15 protein-coding genes and 1 pseudogene are annotated in these 19,233 nt (G+C 41.0%); 8 read left to right on the forward strand and 8 right to left on the reverse strand.

What is annotated here, in order from left to right:
* Nucleotide 1 precedes the first annotated feature (1 nt).
* The 5 genes from SJY39_RS13450 to SJY39_RS13470 all read right to left on the reverse strand — a co-directional run bounded on the left by SJY39_RS13450 (nucleotide 2) and on the right by SJY39_RS13470 (nucleotide 5,642).
* Nucleotides 2-1,255, reverse strand: coding sequence for an efflux RND transporter periplasmic adaptor subunit (locus SJY39_RS13450; protein WP_016793584.1), 1,254 nt, complete (start codon nucleotides 1,253-1,255; stop codon nucleotides 2-4).
* On the reverse strand, nucleotides 1,252-2,685 hold the full coding sequence (locus SJY39_RS13455) for a TolC family protein (protein WP_016784176.1): 1,434 nt from the start codon (nucleotides 2,683-2,685) through the stop codon (nucleotides 1,252-1,254). Before SJY39_RS13455 ends, SJY39_RS13450 begins: the two co-directional genes overlap by 4 nt.
* Nucleotides 2,686-2,800: 115 nt before the next feature.
* Nucleotides 2,801-3,070, reverse strand: coding sequence for a hypothetical protein (locus SJY39_RS13460; RefSeq protein ID WP_016784175.1), 270 nt, complete (start codon nucleotides 3,068-3,070; stop codon nucleotides 2,801-2,803).
* 299 nt (nucleotides 3,071-3,369) lie between these two features.
* The gene (locus tag SJY39_RS13465; RefSeq protein ID WP_010428547.1) at nucleotides 3,370-4,578 is read right to left on the reverse strand and encodes a NupC/NupG family nucleoside CNT transporter; all 1,209 of its coding nucleotides are present in this window, start codon (nucleotides 4,576-4,578) and stop codon (nucleotides 3,370-3,372) included.
* A 443-nt stretch (nucleotides 4,579-5,021) separates the two neighbouring features.
* Complete coding sequence (locus SJY39_RS13470) at nucleotides 5,022-5,642, reverse strand: hypothetical protein (RefSeq protein WP_010428546.1); 621 nt, start codon at nucleotides 5,640-5,642, stop codon at nucleotides 5,022-5,024.
* Nucleotides 5,643-6,061: 419 nt separating this feature from the next.
* Here SJY39_RS13470 and SJY39_RS13475 point away from each other — a divergent pair, with 419 nt between their 5' ends.
* The 4 genes from SJY39_RS13475 to SJY39_RS13490 all read left to right on the forward strand — a co-directional run bounded on the left by SJY39_RS13475 (nucleotide 6,062) and on the right by SJY39_RS13490 (nucleotide 8,806).
* The gene (locus SJY39_RS13475; RefSeq protein WP_010428544.1) at nucleotides 6,062-6,538 is read left to right on the forward strand and encodes a hypothetical protein; all 477 of its coding nucleotides are present in this window, start codon (nucleotides 6,062-6,064) and stop codon (nucleotides 6,536-6,538) included.
* Between the two features lie 285 nt (nucleotides 6,539-6,823).
* A complete protein-coding gene (locus tag SJY39_RS13480) occupies nucleotides 6,824-7,093 on the forward strand; it encodes a PTS sugar transporter subunit IIB (RefSeq protein ID WP_010428543.1) in 270 nt (89 codons plus the stop codon).
* Nucleotides 7,094-7,103: 10 nt separating this feature from the next.
* The gene (locus SJY39_RS13485) at nucleotides 7,104-8,360 is read left to right on the forward strand and encodes a PTS ascorbate transporter subunit IIC (RefSeq protein ID WP_010428541.1); all 1,257 of its coding nucleotides are present in this window, start codon (nucleotides 7,104-7,106) and stop codon (nucleotides 8,358-8,360) included.
* Nucleotides 8,357-8,806: a PTS sugar transporter subunit IIA gene (locus SJY39_RS13490; protein WP_016784172.1), complete on the forward strand. Its 450-nt coding sequence runs from the start codon at nucleotides 8,357-8,359 to the stop codon at nucleotides 8,804-8,806. Before SJY39_RS13485 ends, SJY39_RS13490 begins: the two co-directional genes overlap by 4 nt.
* A 147-nt stretch (nucleotides 8,807-8,953) precedes the next feature.
* Here SJY39_RS13490 and SJY39_RS13495 read toward each other — a convergent pair whose 3' ends face one another.
* Complete coding sequence (locus tag SJY39_RS13495) at nucleotides 8,954-10,219, reverse strand: HD-GYP domain-containing protein (RefSeq protein WP_010428535.1); 1,266 nt, start codon at nucleotides 10,217-10,219, stop codon at nucleotides 8,954-8,956.
* A gap of 221 nt (nucleotides 10,220-10,440) precedes the next feature.
* Between SJY39_RS13495 and SJY39_RS13500 the strand changes: the two genes are divergently transcribed.
* Nucleotides 10,441-10,977 (forward strand): GNAT family N-acetyltransferase, encoded by a 537-nt coding sequence (locus SJY39_RS13500; protein WP_016784171.1) that lies wholly within the window; start codon nucleotides 10,441-10,443, stop codon nucleotides 10,975-10,977.
* Between the two features lie 87 nt (nucleotides 10,978-11,064).
* Here the strand turns inward: SJY39_RS13500 and SJY39_RS13505 are convergent, their stop codons facing one another.
* Both SJY39_RS13505 and SJY39_RS13510 read right to left on the reverse strand, forming a co-directional pair.
* Nucleotides 11,065-12,414: a HAMP domain-containing sensor histidine kinase gene (locus tag SJY39_RS13505; protein WP_016793583.1), complete on the reverse strand. Its 1,350-nt coding sequence runs from the start codon at nucleotides 12,412-12,414 to the stop codon at nucleotides 11,065-11,067.
* Nucleotides 12,407-13,096, reverse strand: coding sequence for a response regulator transcription factor (locus SJY39_RS13510; RefSeq protein WP_010428531.1), 690 nt, complete (start codon nucleotides 13,094-13,096; stop codon nucleotides 12,407-12,409). Before SJY39_RS13510 ends, SJY39_RS13505 begins: the two co-directional genes overlap by 8 nt.
* A 537-nt stretch (nucleotides 13,097-13,633) precedes the next feature.
* Here SJY39_RS13510 and SJY39_RS13515 point away from each other — a divergent pair.
* The 3 genes and pseudogenes from SJY39_RS13515 to SJY39_RS13525 all read left to right on the forward strand — a co-directional run bounded on the left by SJY39_RS13515 (nucleotide 13,634) and on the right by SJY39_RS13525 (nucleotide 18,953).
* Nucleotides 13,634-14,190 (forward strand): annotated as a pseudogene (locus tag SJY39_RS13515) (hypothetical protein).
* 115 nt (nucleotides 14,191-14,305) lie between these two features.
* Nucleotides 14,306-16,312 carry a bifunctional diguanylate cyclase/phosphodiesterase gene (locus SJY39_RS13520; protein WP_016793581.1) on the forward strand — a complete coding sequence of 669 codons (2,007 nt, stop codon included), beginning with the start codon at nucleotides 14,306-14,308 and terminating at the stop codon, nucleotides 16,310-16,312.
* A gap of 898 nt (nucleotides 16,313-17,210) precedes the next feature.
* On the forward strand, nucleotides 17,211-18,953 hold the full coding sequence (locus SJY39_RS13525; RefSeq protein WP_371977490.1) for an EAL domain-containing protein: 1,743 nt from the start codon (nucleotides 17,211-17,213) through the stop codon (nucleotides 18,951-18,953).
* Nucleotides 18,954-19,233: the final 280 nt, after the last annotated feature.

Genomic DNA, 19,233 nt, shown 5'->3' on the forward strand with positions numbered 1-19,233 from the left:
TTTAACCCTCCGCCTTAGCCAGAACGATCATACCTACTTTGAAGCTACTTAATGGACGTTTTACCACTTGTACACTGTCACTATTTGATACGTTTGGGTTATTCAACTTAGTTGGATCGACATAAATCAAACCACTTTTTTCAAACTCCACATTCGCGTTTGATTTCGAAAGCTGGCCATTTGCATCGACAAACCACAAGTCGCCCTGCTGAGAAATTGCGGAAGCGGGAAGCTGCCACAATTGAGTGAGTCGTTTACCAGAGATCGTTGCTTTTACAAATGTGCCCGGGTAAAGATCTTTCTGTTGTTCCAAAGGATTATCGACTTTCACGATCAAAGAACGTTGACGTGTGTCTTGCTGTAAATGCTGCTCAACTCGCTCGACATAACCTTGCCATTGGAACTGGCCATCAGAACTTGACAGAGTCACTGGCCATGGTTGCTGTTTCAGTTGCGAATTATCGCTGTTTGGTAAGCTCAACCATTGGCTTTCAGAAAGCGGCACTGATACCTCAACCTCATCAATGCTATAGAGCGTAGCGATCTGAGTACCCGTTTGTGCATAGCTTCCGGGTTGAACATCACGGCTCACGACCAACGAATCAAAAGGGGCAACCAAAGTTGTTTTTTCGAGGTCTTGTTCAGCCTTAGCTAGCTCGAGTTTGGCGTTATCTAGAGCTGCGGTGACTTGTGCTAATTGCGGTTCACGCAATACCAAAGGTGAATCAGGCTCGCCAGATAAACCAGAACGTTTCCATTCAGATTTGGCTTGTTCACCTTCCCTTTGTTCTTCTAATAAATCCAGTTGAGCTTGAGCAACATTCGCTTTTGCTTCTGTCACAGCTTGCTGATAGCTAGTCGAATCAATATTGGCGATCACCTCACCTTTGCCGATTACTTGGCCAGTTTCAAACTGTGAACTGATCGCCTCGACTCGACCACTCACCTCTGTTGAGAACATCAGTTCATAACGTGACTTCGCTTCTCCATAGCCCACAACTTCCGCTAGATAATCGCCTAAAGTTGCAGCTACAACCGACACCTGTTGCTGTTGTGAAACAGGTAAAGTCTTTACTGCAATAGACTTACTTCCAATAGACTTAGTGGTAACAGACTCAGCTTGAGGATCTGAAACTGTCAGTTCATTCGTATTCTGAGGCGAAGGTTGCACTTGAGAACCATTGTAAGCAAGGGCTGCAAAGATGCTTGAACCAGCAACTAGAGTGATTGCAATAGTGACGGTATTTAGTTTCATGAGGATACTCCCAAGCCCAGAGCTAGGCCTAAATCAATTCGGTTTACGAGACGGTTATAAATGGTTTGTGCTAGCTGTGCTTCAAGGTCGTAGGTTTGTTGCTGAACAGAAAGTAGATCAAAAATATCGACCAAACCTTGACGGTATTTCTCTTCATAACTGGCAAAGCTACGTTGTGCGCTTACCAATGCGTTTGCTAGGTGCTGCTGTTGAAGTGTCAGTGAAGATTCTTGCCCCATTGCGTTTTCCACTTCATTCACCGCATTTAACAGTGTTTCTTGGTAAGCCCAGTAGCTTGTTTCTGTAGTCAGGTCTGCAATCTCAGCTTGGGCTTTGAGCTTTCCACCTTGAAACAATGGTGCGGATACTTGGCCAAGCGCACTCCACAAAGGCCCGGTAAGCAACGCTTCACTCGGTGACTCCGCCATATCGGTTAGGCTTGCAGATAAGCTAATAGACGGCAGCATTGCTTTATATGCGGCATCAGCACGCAGAGTTTCCGCTTCGATATTAAAGAAAGCCGCTTGCAGATCGGGACGACCTGCCAGATCTTGCGTCGGCATGTTATCTAATGGATTAATTATGGTTGGAAATGAACCGAGATCAGTGAGAAACGCTTCATCAGACTCCCCACTCCACAGCCCCGTTAACAAAACCAACCCACGTCGACTTTGTGCAAGTTGCTCTTGGTAATCGGCCAAGGTTGCCTGAGTCGATGCGCTGCTCGTTTTCGCGTTATCTAAATCTTCAAGGCTACCCAGCCCTGCGCGGTAACGTTCTAAAACTAGCTCTTCGTTGTTTTCTAGAATCACCAAGCGCTGCGTTTCAATATCGACCAGCTGTTGCTTCAAACTGATATCAAGCCAACCTCTCATCACACTCGCGACCAAAAGATCTTGAGCGCCCTGAAGGTTAGCCTGAGACGTCGCAATGTCTTTTAAAGCTGCATTGTTTGTGTCTGCTAATTTCTGCCATAGGTCCAACTCCCAACCAACGGTGACATCCGTGGTATAAGTTTCAGTGGTGCTTGAACCGTTAGTGCCCTCGTCAGCTTGACCAGAAAAGCTCGCATCGACGGTTGGTAAGCGATCACCTGAAGTTACACCTTGCTGAGCATAGGCTATTTTGAGTGCTGTGATGTTTTGTTGGAGGCTTGGGCTGTTCTTCAGAGCGCGTTCGATATAGAGATCGAGCTCCGGTGCGTTCACTAAATCGGTGAGTTGTAGGTTCTTAGCGTCTAGATCTTGTTGAGTAGACGCTTGATCACTAGAAGCCAGTTGAATCAGCTCTGCGAGTAAGCTTTGTTGTGTCTGATTAGTGCTTTGCTCAGCTAGCGAAACATAGTCAGTCTGACTGGTTGTCGTGCAACCGATCAAACCAATTAGAGCAAGTGAAATAAGGGAATGTTTTAAAGGAAGATTCAATTTCATCTTCTTGTCTCCTGTAAGAATGGAGACAAGATAATGAGTTGGGGGTTAAGAGAGGGTTAAGGCGAGTGTTAACCCCAAAAGAACGTGCAAAGAGTCGTCTGTTTGAACTTATGGTTTAAGCTTCCGGCTTGCTTGAAAAGAACCCACCGATCTTATAACCGATCGCATAGCAAACCACGGCAACTGTGACAAATACCAATGCCGAGAAAAAGTACGCTACCGATGCCGCTACGCCAGTGCCCCATACAACGCTAAACACTAAACCGAGATAAGCCTCTTGCGGCCACTGAGAAATAGGAAACTGAGTACCACCGGCAATAAGATAAACCATCGCAAACAAGCCGATAAAGGCAGTGATAAGACCAATGAGAACGCGCATGTTCATGGGGAGACCTTTGATTTATTGGACTTGGTTGCCATTATTCTTCGTCGAAAACGGATGTGCTTAATCGAAACCGAATGCTATTAATCGAAACAGAATGATATTAATCGCAACCTAATGATATTTAAGTATATAGGATAAGAGAGACTTGCTCTATTACTCTTCCGAGTGAACCTTGTACACTGCAGAGCTATGAAAGTGTTAGTTTGAATCTGAATCAACTTAACGAGCAGGCACAAAAAAACGGACACCCTTCTCACGTTGAATCCGCAAGAAAGATATTCGCTTCAACTGAATCTCGCTTAAAGCAGGATGAAGATACCCGCTAAACACGCACTCATTAGGTTTGCAAGCGTACCAGCAGCTACTGCTTTCAAGCCTAAGTTTGCCACTTCAGCACGACGCTCTGGTGCCATTACACCGATTGAACCCAGCTGAATTGCGATAGAGCCAATGTTAGCAAAGCCACATAGAGCAAACGTCACGATGACTTGGCTGTGTTCAGATAACAGCGCTTTGTTCTCAACGAAATCGATGAAAGCAACAAACTCGTTCATTACAATCTTCTGACCGATGTATGAACCCGCCATCAAAACTTCATCACTCGGGATACCAATGAGCCATGCTAAAGGCGAGAACAGGTAACCGAAGATAGCTTGCAGCGTAATACCCGCAAAACCAAACGTTTCACCCAAGCTTTCTAATCCTGTGTTTACCATCGCAATCACACTCACGAAGGCTATCAACATAGTACCGACAGCGACTGCCACTTTCATACCGTTCATTGCACCACTTGCCAGTGCATCGATCACATTGCTTTGGTCTGCTTTATCTAGCTCAATGTGCTCGTAATCACTTGGCGTACTGCGCTCAGGAACAATGATCTTCGCCATTAAAAGGCTACCAGGAGCCGCCATGAAGCTTGCTGCGATAAGGTATTTAAGCTCAACACCTAATCCGGCATAACCACCTAGCACGCTACCCGCAACCGATGCCATACCACCAGCCATGACGGCAAACAGTTCAGAACGAGTCATAGATTTTAAAAACGGTCGAATAAGAAGAGGAGACTCCCCCTGAGAAAGGAAGATGTTGCCCGTAGCGACCAAAGATTCTGCTTTACTGGTACCAAGCAGTTTCTGCACGGCACCACCAAGAATTTGAATCACTTTTTGCATTACGCCTAAGTAGTAAAGCGCGGAGATCAAAGCACTGAAGAAGATGATAATTGGAAGTACGCGAACTGCGAAAATAAAACCATCAGTGGCTAGATCACCGAAAAGAAAAGCGATACCAGCGTCCGCAAAACCAAGCAGGCTAGAAACACCGTTGCTCATGCTCGTTAGTGCCAATTGTCCCCATGGAAAATACAACACTAGGGCTGCGAAACCGATTTGAAGTAATAGTGCACGAGAGACCGTTTTCCAGTTAATCGCAGAACGACTTTCAGATAACAAGCACGCACAAGCAATCAGTGCAATCACACCGACAAGACCAAATAGAATATTCATAATGTGTCCTAGTAGCCCTTAAAGAGTGAACATGAGCCAAATAAATGACATCAAAGGAATAGGACAAAGAACCGCAAGCAAAACGCTACGCGATGAAGGAGCTAACAAAGTTAGCGAATGTAACAACGAGTTGTTCATGTAAAGATCACCTTATACAAGCAGTGGAACGTAGCTGGTCCGGTCCGTGGGGTCATTCACATATCCATGTGACGGCTTGTATTGGCTAAGCACCGGCTTAAAACCGGAAGAGAAGTATAGACAGTTAAATGAGACTTTCATCACATATTTTGACGCAAACGATCGCGCGGTTAAGGATTGCGCAAAACGGAGTGTTTATCGGTGAGATCGACCGGAGCAGTCAGATATAAGTTAACTAGATCTATTGTTAAAATAAAAAGCCACAGGACGTGGCTTTTCTAGAATATAAAAGAAAATACCAGTAACTAGTTTAGCAAAGCACTTTTTACTTCAACATCTTGAAAGATTTCTTCAAAACGCTGTTTATAGATAAGCTGCATCTCATTGATAATCGCGCCGCCATCCGGAACATCATTCTCACCTTGGAAGTTTTTACTCAGTAACTTCTTACCGGCTTCATCATAAATAATCACATTAACGTTGTACCAAGAGTTATCTGTGAACGCGTGGAAATCATACTTCCATTCATTCAAGACGAACATCATAGATTTATTGTCGAACGCTTTCATCTGCTCAACGACTTTTGTGATGTCTTCGTTTGGTGTCGTCTCGACTGAGTCCACCGTCACTTGCTGCTTCTTTAAGCCTGCAACGAGCCTATCAGTCAAAAACTGAGACATTGGTTGCTGAGTCGCCGTATTATATGAATAAGGTATCCCAAATGAACTGCGAATGATGCCCTCAAACTTTGGTTCTTTATCTTGGTCTAGAACGTATGGACGTTTATCAATGACAGCAATAGTCAGCGCTTTTTCTTGTGGGACCACACTCAATTGCGGAGCACTTTGTTCCGCAGTTAATACAGTTGCACAGCCAGAAAGCCCAAGCGATACTGCAACGAGCAGTAAACTGACGAGTTTTTTCATTATATTTACCTATCTTATTGTTTTGAATAGGATGTTCTAACAAAAACAGACGCAATCAGTAAACATTCATTAAATCAATAATTTACAAAACTACTATCAATGCAGATTTCATCACATATTTACCTGTATTTATTGACCAATTACCTAATAAAAAGCTACCTAACAGTCACTTGTAAACAAGCTTTATGAAATGAGCGCGAGATGTTTATGCCTTGTAGTGAGCAGAGTAATTGTGCAGTTAATTCTGTGTAATTATTACCCCTTTTCTGTGTTGTGCCTCATTTACCGCCACTTCAAGATTCATCTTAAGTTTAGATGCGTATATACTTTGTATTAACTCACCCATTCATTATCTATAAAAATTAGAGCTAATTAGATATAACAGCCATCAAAACGAAGAGAGGACACACGTGAAGAAAATGGAAGCTCCGCACGACATGAACAATGGAGCTAGATTCAAAACAAATAGACACGGCTATGTGACAGTAGTTGAATATTACAATACACATACTGTTATTGTTGCGTTTGAAAATACTGGAAATATTCGCGCTATTAGTGCGGCGAAATTACGTACAGGTCAACTTACCGATCGTTCAGTAGCTCCTGAGTCAATTATGGTTGGTGAACAAGTTGAATCTGTAAAACACGGTATTCTTACTATCACCCAAGTCGAATCTGAAAATATTGTTGTGCTGACGAATGCGAATAATGAAGAAATTCGCATGCTCTTACCCGCAGTACAAAAAATGAAAGACAAGCTTGAAGATATAGATAATGAAAAAATTGAAAATCCAAAACCAACCTCACTTAGCCAATTAACAAAAAGAAGCAAAAAGACCAAAGACGTTAATAGCATGCTCAAGAAAATGCTTACCGATTACGGTCGATACGATTAATTGTCTATTTTCCTCAATAAAGCCGCTCGATGTTCACACCCGCACACCTCAAATAAATAAGCCAATCTCTTTGAATAAAATACATTGCATATTCGAATAAAAAAGTTAAATTTGATCAAAGTCTCACTCTGTATCTTTGCTGAAAATTAACGAGATCTCCATCACAATCTCATTTTGACTTTGTGATGAAGATCTTATTGAATTCGTAATATTTCCATTACTATGCTCTCACACAATAAGAGAACGAAGCTTCTCAACCCTTAAAATCCAATTGAGACAAATATTATGAAAAAGATCCTTGTAGTTTGCGGTAATGGCCTTGGTACTTCACTTATGATGGAAATGGCAGTAAAAGAAGTCGCTAAAAAAATGGGTTTTGAAGCAGAAGTCGATCATGAAGATCTATCATCTGCGGCTTCAAGTAATGCTGATATTTGGGTAGCAGCAACAGATGTTGCAAACCAGTTAAAAGAAGGCGGAAAAGAGAATATCATCAGCCTTAAAAATATTTTTGACAAAGCATCCATCGAAGAACAACTAAAAACTTTCATGTAAGGTCAAATTTATGCAAAACTTTTTCGAGTTCATGCTTGGCTTATTAAAAGAGCCAGCAATCATGGTAGGTTTAATTGCTTTCATTGGCCTTGTTGCACAAAAAGCAGATATTTCCACCATTTTAAAAGGCACAATTAAAACCGTGATGGGTTTCCTAATTTTAGGTTTTGGTGCTGGCGCTCTTGTTGGCGCACTAAATAATTTTTCGGTTGTATTTACTGAAGCTTTCGGCGTAAGTGGTGTTATTCCAAATAACGAAGCAATTGTTGCATTAGCACAAGAAGCATTCGGTTATGAAATGGCTCTAATTATGTTCTTCGCATTCGTTGTGAATATTTTATTGGCTCGTATTACTCCTTTAAAATATATTTTCTTAACGGGTCACCACACAATGTTCATGTCTATGCTAGTAGCCGTAATTTTGTCTACAGCAAACATTGAAGGCACTGCTCTAGTCGCAATCGGCTCGCTCATTGTGGGCACACTGATGGTTGTGATGCCAGCACTAGGCCAAAAGTACACAGAGAAAGTGATGGGTACTGATCAACTGGCTATCGGTCACTTCTCTACCCTTTCTTACATCGTGTCTGGTTTCATTGGTAGCAAGTTTGGTGACACATCGAAAACAACGGAAGATATTCAAGTTCCTAAAAGCCTGATGTTCCTACGTGATACGCCTGTTGCTGTTGCAACAACCATGGCTATATTCTTCATGCTTGCGTCTATTATTGCTGGCGGTGAGTTTGTAGAAACGGTATCAAGTGGTCAGAACTGGGTTGTCTTCACCTTCATGCAATCTCTCATCTTTGCGGGTGGTGTTTACATCGTACTGCAAGGTGTGAAGATGCTAATTGCTGAAATCGTTCCTGCATTTAAAGGTATTTCGGACAAACTAGTACCGGGTGCAAAACCTGCTCTTGATTGCCCTATGGTATTCCCTGTAGCGCCAAACGCGGTACTTATCGGTTTCCTTTGTTCTTTCGCAGCTGGCCTACTAGCAATGGCTGTTCAAGGCGCGCTTGGCTGGACCATCATTGTAGCAGGCGTGGTTCCTCACTTCTTCGTTGGTGGCGCAGCTGGTGTTTACGGTAACGCTACTGGCGGTCTACGTGGTGCAATTCTAGGTTCATTCACGCAAGGTCTATGTATCTCTTTCCTACCGATGCTGCTACTTCCAGTACTGGGTGGCCTTGGTCTTGAAGCAACAACATTTGCTGACTTCGACTTCGGTGTTGTTGGTCTGATTCTAGGATGGATTGTTTCATGAGCCTGTTTGATTTAATTGGTAACCAAGGCGTTATCATCAACTCTGACGAGAACCTAACCGTTGACGCTGCGCTTGATGTGACCTGTTCAAGACTGCTAGCACACAACAAAATCGAGGCAGGCTATGTTGATGCTATTAAACAAAAGCATAAAGACATTGGCGCGTACTATGTGCTAGCACCAAAGATTGCGATGCCTCATGCTCGCCCTGAAGATGGTGTGAACGAAGCATCACTGCAAGTGACCGTGTTCAAGAAAGGGGTTGATTTAGAGTCGGAAGACAACGGTGACGTTTACCTTTCAATTACTCTGGCTGCAATGGATTCAGATAGCCATATCCATATCATTATGGCGCTATCAGAGTTGTTCCAGAATGATGATGACATTGATGCCATCATTGCAGCGGAAACAGAGCAAGAGATCATCGAGATCTTAAAACGATACTAATTTGCTCTATAGATCTTAATCTTTATCTCCTAACAGCCCCCATTAAAAAGCGATAGCCTCGGCCATCGCTTTTCTGTTTTTATTGTCTAGTCATTTATCTTCGAACATGACTTACAAATGCTTTACTGCTTTCAGCATCCACTAACATCAAAACGCATACATTCTTTTATCAGTCGATAATTCAAAGCAATATTGTGCGTGTTTTTCAAGGCACTCAAACACTTCTCGATCCAACTTATAGCTATCAACATAAGCTCTTAAGATAGCGAGAGCCTCTTGTAGTGTCATTCCCTTACGATAAGGTCGAGATTGCGTTAATGCTTGGAAAACATCCACCACAGCAACAATTCGACTCGGTTGGTCCAACTCTTCAGCGGTTTTTCCCATAGGGTAGCCTGATCCATCTAACCTTTCATGATGATTCGATGCCCACTGACAAACCTGAGGTGAGCTAAACAGTTCCTGCAACGCGAATCGAGTGTCCGTGGCGTGCCTCTTAATACAGCAATACTCTTCATCAGTCAGTAAGTCAGGCTTATGGAGAATATCACCTGGCGTTTGCAATTTACCAATGTCGTGAACTAACCCTGCTAAATAGAGTTTGCGTTGAGTGGTGTAGGAGTAACCAAGCTGTTTGGCTAAATATTCTGAAAGTTGCCCAACCTTCAAGGAGTGCTTAAAAGTAAACGAACTTTTGGTATCCACAACATTAGCAATAAATTCAGCAAAGGCAACCGTCTCATCCAATGACATTTGTTGAGAAAAGAAGGGGACTGGCTCAAAATTATCCCTCATATTTTCGATGTAAGGGATCTCCATCGAAAACCAGAAATCATCTAAATCAACTAACTCACACATGTGTTGAACGAGGTTAGTTTCAAACATCTCATCGGCTTGTTCAGTCAAACGTTCAATAATGCTCGCCTTGCCATCTGGTGTCAGGTTTCCGTAACGATCTGAAGAAGTGACACCGTAAAGATAATCTACTCTATCGGCTAGCATCACAATTGCAGCCAACTCTTTTTCCAGCTCGCTGATTGGCATTGTCTTTAACTCAATCCAAGGAGTATGGTGATAAAGTACAGGTTTAGAGAAGATTGAAAGGACGGGGCACTCTTTTAGAATCTGATAGCCCTTTTGACAATGGTGGTAGCTTGAGTCTGGAATAAACACTGAGGTCAAACTGAGTTGTTCGTCAATTTGTGACACACCGCAATCGTGAATTAAGCCTAGAGAAAACGCGAGTTGCGCCTGCTCTTCTTCCCACCCTACACTCAAAGCACACCGATAGGCGATATAGCCCACTCTTTGTCCATGGTTTTTGCTTTCAAAACCGACGTTATCAAGCGCCTTCGCTATACCAAATAGAGCCTTCCTTAGGTCTACGGTTACATTTTGGCAATGTAGATTCATTAATTAAGCCTAGAATTTTTATATTTTTTATATATTTAGGTTGCTAATACTAATGCATAGTTAATGATTATATACACAATTATTGTGAGGATTAATGAGTTTCGTGATTGACCTAACGTATCACGAAAAATTCGTGCCACAATTGGTTGCATATTAAAAATCATCCGACATTATATTCTGCTGGCAAATATTCACTGAGCAAAACAACCAAAAGGAAAGACATGTTTAAGACTATAATAGATAACGAACTATCCATCGCATTGGTTGAAGAGAGTTTCGCCTCTCATTACGCGGAAATCTCACAGAGCCAAAACGAGTACCTAAGCCAATGGCTTGCGTGGCCACCACACTGTAAAACAGCGCAAGACTTTAGAATCTTCATTCAACGCTCGCTACACGATTATGCTGAAGGTAAAAGCATGACATGTGCGATTGTTTATCAAGGCAACGTCGTCGGAAACTGCAGCTTCAATACAATTGACCACAATACCAAGAAGGTAACGGTTGGCTATTGGTTATCAGAGACTAAACAAGGCAAAGGTATTGTCACTCGTGTAGTTCAAAAACTGATTGAGATTGCTTTCGAAGAGTTAGATATGGAAAAGATTGAAATATCAGCCGCGACTGAGAACATGAGCAGCCGTAAAGTTTGTGAGCGCTTACAATTCACGTTAGAAGGTATCATCACTCGTAACGAAAACTTGAATGGCCAAATCATAGACCATGCTATTTATGGCCTACATCGTTCAAAGCGATAAACACATGTCGATTAAAAATAACAAAGCCACAATATTGAACCGTGACTTTGTTATTTTATGAACCAAAGTAGCTCTTAAATCAACCCGTTATGTGCTCTTAGGAATCACAATACTAAATTTAGCGCCACCATAACTACTATCGTTGACTTTGATATCCCAAGTGAGTTTTTTAGCCGCCGACATGGCAATAGCAAGCCCTAACCCCAAGCCACCTGTTGTAGAAGCTCTGCTTGAATCTAGGCGCGCAAACGGAAGAAACACATCATCACGCCTGTCCTCTGGGATTCCTGAACCATTATCTTCAATAACCACCAACCAATTTTCTGAATTCTCATCCAGTGTCATCCACACTTTATCGTGTGTGTAATTACCAGCGTTTTTTAGAATATTATCGAAAACCAAACGTGCCATCGAGCAGTCACACTTAATCTTGCAATCTTGACCTACTTTGGAATCAAAGGTCACGTCATCTAACTGCGAATAACGAGTCCGGTCGAGACAGTACTCATGAAGATCAGAGGTCACTTTAACGAGTTCAAAGAATGAGTTGTCCATGACATTCAATTTTGACAGCATGATGATTTCTGAAGTGAGATCGTTGATATCTTCAATGTAAGTATCAATATCATCGAAAAGCGCTTGATGATGATCAGGCGCGCCTCTTCTCAAAATATCAGTTGCCAATTGAATACGACTCAGCGGAGTTCGCACTTCATGTGGGATAGCTTGAGCAAAGATGTGGCTTTGTTTCACCTTGCTCTCGATCTCTTCCGCCATAAAGTTAAAGCTGCAGGCTAAATCAGACACAGGATGAATGTCGTCGAGGTCAGAGCGAGTACTGAGCTTCCCCTTGCCAAACTGTTTCTGCTTCTCAACCAACAATTCTATTCTTTCTTGAAAACGCCTCACAGGTAAGTAGACACTCGCCCCAATTGAGACAATCACGGCCAACAAAAGCCCAAGCAAAAAATTCCTTTCTGAATCTTCATACCATTCAATTTCAGGAGAGAAGAAATCCCCTACCTCACTAAATGCGAAACTAAATTTAGAATTTGGAAGTTGGAATACCGCCGAATACAGATTGTTATCACTAAGGTATATTGGCACACCGTTTAAAGTAGTAAATAACTCGCATCGTTGGCAAGGAGCCTCTCCCGACCAATTATCTAACAGACGTAAATTGAAAATATAAAATTGTTGGTAGCCTGTTCTGTCGAGTTCTTTATACAGAGAGTTTTCTTGATTATGTTGACGGGTATACTGCTCAACGAAGTAAATACCATCATTCAGGAAGGTTTCGATCTCAGTTCTTCGCATGTGGCCTTCGCCTAGGTTCACAAACAAAAAGATCGTTGCCGACATGCCCACAACAATCCCAAGATACAAGCGGGCAAACATTGAAACAGAGCGAAGTTTCGCCGCTATGAATTTACGCAACTAACATGTATCCCTTATTACGAACCGTACGGATCAACTGCTTATCTTTTGCATGAATACGTAACTTTCGTCGTAAACCAGAGACTCGCATATCAATCGAACGGTCATTGAAGGCGTAATCAATCCCTCTAAACAACTGACAACATTGATCTCGAGTAACGACTTGACTGATGTTATTAACCAGAAGGTTTAAGATTTCAAACTCAGCAGAAGTAAGTTTGAGGTTTTGTCCATACAGAGTAGCACTTTGGGCGGTCGTGTTGATCACGATATCACACTGCTTTTCAGGGGCAGATTCTATAGAAGCAGTAACAGGAGAAGCTCTGCGTAATAACGCTTCAATTCGCGCCAATAACGCATGACCACGAATCGGTTTCGCAACATAATCATCTGCACCAAATTTGAATAAGCTTACTTCGCTCATTTCATCAGCAGAAGCCGTCAAGACCAAGATCATCCCATTGTAAAACTCACGAGCTTGGCGACAAATCTGTGCACCATTCATACCTGGAAGCATTAAATCTAATAAGACCAAATCTGGTTCGATATTTCGGATTGCATCAAGAGCAAAATTACCCTCATGAACAACGCTAACATTGTAGCCTTCAGCTTCAAGATAAAGTGTAGTTAAACGAGCTATCTCTTGGTCATCTTCGACAATGAGCACTTTGGTTTTCAACATTCATATCACCCGTATTAATTAAAAGCAAAGGCAGTATATATACAGATCATATATCATCAATATTGTTATTAGAGTATCGATTTTACCGTACGCAAAACATAATAATCATTTTTGTAAATATACATTTACAAAGCATAGCAATGAGCTATCAGTTCACTCTAATTTACGTAAATTCCGTAGTTTAGAGCGGATACCTCCTCGAGTTTTTAAGTAACTTTACAGCCCTTACATTTGCTTTATTTTCTTACTCACACTTACATTTCAGATCTTTACAACAACCGTTCAAATCAACCATCCATACACCACCTATATACTAGTTAATATCACCATAAAATATGAAATTAAAAGATTATAAATCTTATCAAGAATACCAAAAACGCAATAAAAACGGTTGCGTCATTTCCATTGCAGTATTTTAGATTGTTAGAAAGAAGGCGCCGTCTGTTAAGACATATATTCTTCAAGTAACATCCAATCAAATAACAAATAGAGACAATATTTTGCAATAATGACTTTCCTCACAGGGCCACTTTTCAAATGATTAAATCACTGTCATTACTACTGACTACTGCTACTTTCGTATCAACACCACTCGCTGCTGATACCCATTCGCAAGAAATGGTCAGTAAGATTCAAGATCAAGTTAAGTCTTGGATAGACATTCAAGTCATCTCACAAAGCAGCATTATTCAAAAGATGGTCTTCACCTGTGACTTTTATAATGCAACGCCTTACATCAAATCACCGGACGGCAGTGAAAGTAATTCGGGATCCTACCGCTTTTACTCGTATAACGGTGTGTTGGGGTCTATGACGAACCCTTTACCACTCAGCCTCTACCGGAGTTAACAATGTGCCTAAAAGAAGACTTTACGGCTACCAATAGAGATGAAGCTCAACTGTTGTTCGAAGCCATTGAAACGGTATACCCAAACCATTCTATGTTCGACGATAATTTCACTAAAGAAACCTTAGAGGTCTCTAACGGGTGGCACTTCATCGATGGTGAAATTTTTGATGATAAGAAAGGCTATGCCATCGAAACCAATCCAAACGGTAAAGTCACCAAGATCATCCGATCTCTAAACCTTTAACACGTGTTCTCATTGAAAATATTGCTTTTCCTTTCATAGATTCTTTCATTAACACACGGTTTCGCATTGGCTATTAAACGCCAGAATCCAATTGAATACGCGACCAACTGAATGAATGAGTTCGGTAGGCATCGTGCGACCAAAAAATCAGTATGTAGAGCTCAACATGATGACCAGTTATCAACCTTTCGAACATCTCAAATGTCCAATCTGGATCTATGACATTGATAATAAAAGAATAACTTGGGCAAATACCAGTGCCCTCCCTTTGTGGGAATCGGAGTCTTTATTTGAGCTAACATCTCGCGATTTTAGTGTAGAGATGTCAAAAGCGATAGAGGCAACACTGGAAGAATACCAAAGGCAATTTCTGCGCAATGAAAGCATCAAGACATGGTGGAATTTCACACCTAGATACATTTCTAAACGGGCATTATGTTTGTTTTCTGGGATTCCACTGCCCGATGACCGTACCGGTATGTTAGTTCAAGTCATAGCTGAAGAAGGCAGCCTCAAACATGATCTAGCATGCTCTGACGGTGCGAACCTATCCCTCCTATTTGATAAGTCAGGAAAAGTAGTGAGCGCTAACTCAGCATTTTACCAAAACTATGGTAGCCCATTTACTACCCTCTCTGATTTCGTTTCAAGCGAAGAGATCGCTGCACAATGGTTGTTTTACGCTCGTAAGGGGGGAGAGATTTTAGAAGAAGTCAGTTGTAAAATTGATGAAAAGACTCATCACTTTGATGTTCAAGGCAAATGGCTATTCGATAAAAGTGAATTACTGCTAAACCTGACATGCACAACAAAGCAAAAAGAGCGCCTGATAAAGGCTAAGTACAACGCTGAACACGATTGTCTAACCGAACTGTATAATCGGCGGGGCATTACTAATTTATTGGAAACCAGCATCGCCTACCGTGCGCCATTTGAACTAATGTTCGTCGATCTTGATGGCTTCAAATTAGTCAATGATACGTATGGACACAGTGCCGGTGACCAATTGCTCAAACAAGTTGGTGAGCGTCTTAAACAACTGGTAGATGAAACCTGCATGATCGGCCGATTTGGAGGCGATGAATTCATTGTAATCGCTCATAACTGCCGTAATCATAATATCCCACTACTCTGTTCTCGCATTATTGATGCATTAAACCGGAGCTTTCATATCAGTGGTATTGGAACGCTGTCAGTAGGATGCAGTATTGGTACCGCACATTTTCCAGATAACGCCGTTGATCAAGAATCACTGTTGAAGCAAGCGGGAATGGCGATGCACATAGCCAAAGCGAATGGTCGAAATCGCTTTCAGACATTCACTCCCGACTTAGCACAAACTCTTCACCGCAAAGCTGAAATCCGTCATCGCTTGGCCCAAGCCTTAGAAAATGATGAGCTCAACTTGCACTACCAAGCCATCATGAACACTAACAGTAATAAAGTGAAAGGGTTTGAAGCTCTACTCCGATGGTCTGACAAAGACTTAGGTGACATTGGCCCTGATGAATTCATTACCTTAGCGGAAGAAACTGGGCAAATTGTACCGCTTGGGAGGTGGGTTCTTAATTCTGCGCTAAAACAGCTTTCGATGTGGCATAGAGAGTTTGATAATCAGTTAATGATGAGCATCAATATCTCTAGTATCCAGATGCACACAAGTTTCGCCCAACAACTATCTGCGATGCTCAACTTCTACAACATACAACCTCAGAATATCGCACTTGAGATCACTGAATCGTCAATGATTTTTAAACACGGTGAAGTTAGACAAGCATTAAGCGACATTTCTAAGCTAGGAGTAGAACTTCATCTAGACGACTTTGGCACCGGATACTCATCGCTCTCAATGCTCCATGACTTACCCATTAGTACCGTTAAACTCGACAAAAGCTTTGTCCACGGGTCACACAAAGGGAGTAAGGCTATTGTTCAAGCGACCTATGCTATATGTGAAAAGTTAGGGCTCAAAGTGATTGCAGAAGGAGTCGAGACAGAAACACAGAAGGCTTTCTTAGTAGAGTGTGGTTATCAGTACTTGCAAGGATTCTTGTTTAGCAAGCCTATACCATCTAGTGAAGTAGAAAATCGCTTTCTTAGTGACCACTTGTTACACACATAAGTCACGCTTACAAAGGCTTGCATAAGCAAATACAAGATTACAATGTTTCATAAGCAACTGTTTAATATAGTTAAAAAAACGATAAGAAAACAGCTCAAACATTATACCTACTAACTGTAATTATATAAGTTTTTAGATTACCCTTTGCCTATAATTGTATATTAAGAAGAAATTAAAGAAAATGAGAAAACAACGTGGCTTCACTTTATTGTAAATTATCACCTGTTTATTAATTCTAGGGTTAATTTCCGCCGCTGCGATGGTGAAGTTATTAAATATCCAAGGCAATGCACGTGCTAGAAAAATACAGCCAATACGTATTCTACGTTAAATTTAAAATTATCTACCCTTAAGATCAGCACAATACTCTCCAACCAATGAAACCCCTTCAAATCCATTTTTATAAATTACCCACACAAAATATATTTATATTTAAATCCATACCGTAAAACTAGTATGTTTAAAGTATTAGCTTAAATTTTATACATCCTAATTAGTAATGTAAATATTAATAAATTAATTTTATCCTGAAAATTTCTGATAAATCTCACAGAACAATAAACCTTGATAATAGAAACAACATCTAAATTAGCAAACCCTAAATATCGACATGAAAGCGGCAAAATGTAACGCGAGAAATGGATAAATGCTAAAACAAATGGATAAATCCTCTTTATCCCTTGTAAATCATCGGCTTTTATTTATAAATTCAGGTTTTGGATGAACATCTCCATAACCTTTCATTAAAGTCAGAATTCTGCGATTAATATCAACATCTTGAGAGAGAATGGTGACATTTTAGTTATGTTATTTAGAAAGGACTCTTGGGTTGAATGAAAATCCCAGTCACTACACATCAATCACGAAAATATAACAACGATCGCCTAGGAGTTGAGCTATGCACTGTTCTTTCAATATAAACAACAATAATGAGAGCTTGCAACTTATTTATAATGAAGAAAAGATCTATATAAAAAGAAACAGTAATAAGATATCAGAGGAAAGTCTAAATAGTAAAGAGAGTTTCGTATTTAAATACTTAATTGAAAACTCATCAATATCAAACCCGCAATCCGCGAGAGATGTTGAAGAATCTTTTAAAGCACATTTTGATGAAGAGTTCAGCCTATACGCATTAAAAAACATTATCGCTTCAATAAGAAAGAAGTATCGTAATCTCTGCAAGAAAGCAAAAGTGAATAACGACAATGAACTTATCTCTAATCTTTATAAAGTGGGTTACTTTATTGATCTCGATAAAAGCTCAGCAGACCGCATAACCCCAAAGTACAATATCAACAAATTTAAGCCAAACCACATCGAAATGTTAAAGCTGATGTTCAACACTTACCACCGAGATTTCATCAGAGCTCTGGTCGTTGTATTCACAGTTTCTGCATTTTTCTTGTTCGTTGTTTACCTTTTCCAAATCCTTTACACGACAAAGATTGCAGACGAATACAGTGAAAACACTAAGCTTATAGTAGAAGAGATCATGAATTATGGCTGCGGAAGCGATGGTTCTGTACACGCGATGAGACATTCTCTCAATCTTGATTCGATTGTGATGACGACCCCCTCCGGCTCATGCTACATCTCCACCACACGCTCAAAAAGAGTGGAGCTCGATAAAATTGACGAATTTTACAATAGCTTGGACTTCGCTTATTCACGATTCGTGCTCCGTGAGCAAAATATTGATCTCACCGCTCGTATTGCTAAGCGCGCTATCGAAGCACGCTACAGAAATTCGTTAATCCCACTGCTTATTGATTCAGTAACTATCGAAAAGGATGGTTACTATATTTTGAATCTAGGTGGAAATAGTCAGTCGATTTATCAAGCCTCTTTGCCTACAGGTGCATCCATTACGTTCTACAGCGATGACATTGTCGTATTGTGGATCATACTATCACTGCTGCTAGCAGCACTTCTATATCACTCTTATATTATTGGCTTCGTCGTATACCTGCTTCGTTGGAGGCATATCTCCTGTGAAGAGGAACCCATCATTAACACTGAAGACAACAGCGTTTTATATTATGAGCTGTTGACTCGAGTCCGTAACGTTGGGGTCTTAAGCTTCATCGACACAATGAGACGTACCAATTTACTCACTTTCCATACTATTTTGATCATTGAAACGGTCAGAAATGCCAAGTTACACAATAGCCACGAAATTTATGGCGTTAATGTCTGCCCTAGCTCTTTAGTCGGTGCCAACTTTACAAAGATTAAAGAGCACTTAATGGCGATGGAAGCGAACGAATTTGTTGTCGAAATAACCGAATACTCCAATATCGGCTACGGATGTGAAGTTATAGATAACATCAAAGAGATCAAAAAGTTGGGAATTACGATCGCATTAGATGATTTTGGTACAGGAAACAATAACATCGAAATCATTAGCACTATTGACCCAACCTACTTGAAACTGGACCGTTGTTTTGTCAAAGACATTGAGTCTGGGGATCACCATCAAGGCGTGTTGCTCAACATCTCAGAAATTGGGCGCCTATCAAACATCACCATGATTTACGAAGGTGTCGAAACTCGCAGACAACAATACATCTTGTGTCAACTTGGCTACAACTTGCATCAAGGTTACTTATACAGCAGACCTCAAAGTACAATCTACTGATCGCTTTATCGATCTTAACCACCTGTGAGCTCAATTAAGGCAACTGAAATTAGTCATAAAACGATAACTATTTCAGAGCTCACAGGAAAAGTATTACATAACCTTTCATCGAACCACCAACAGCTACCAAATTAACATCCAAAGATAAACCGAAGCGAAATGACCGCGACTTCAACATCTTTCCCGCGTTCTGTATTTTACCGTTAGCACTTCTATTCGTTTCCCTCTCATACCAATAAAGAGCTTGCCAATTCTAATAAATAGTTTAGTGTTATACATA

It is taken from the genome of Vibrio sp. R78045 (assembly GCF_042466085.1).
Lineage (GTDB): Bacteria > Pseudomonadota > Gammaproteobacteria > Enterobacterales > Vibrionaceae > Vibrio > Vibrio cyclitrophicus.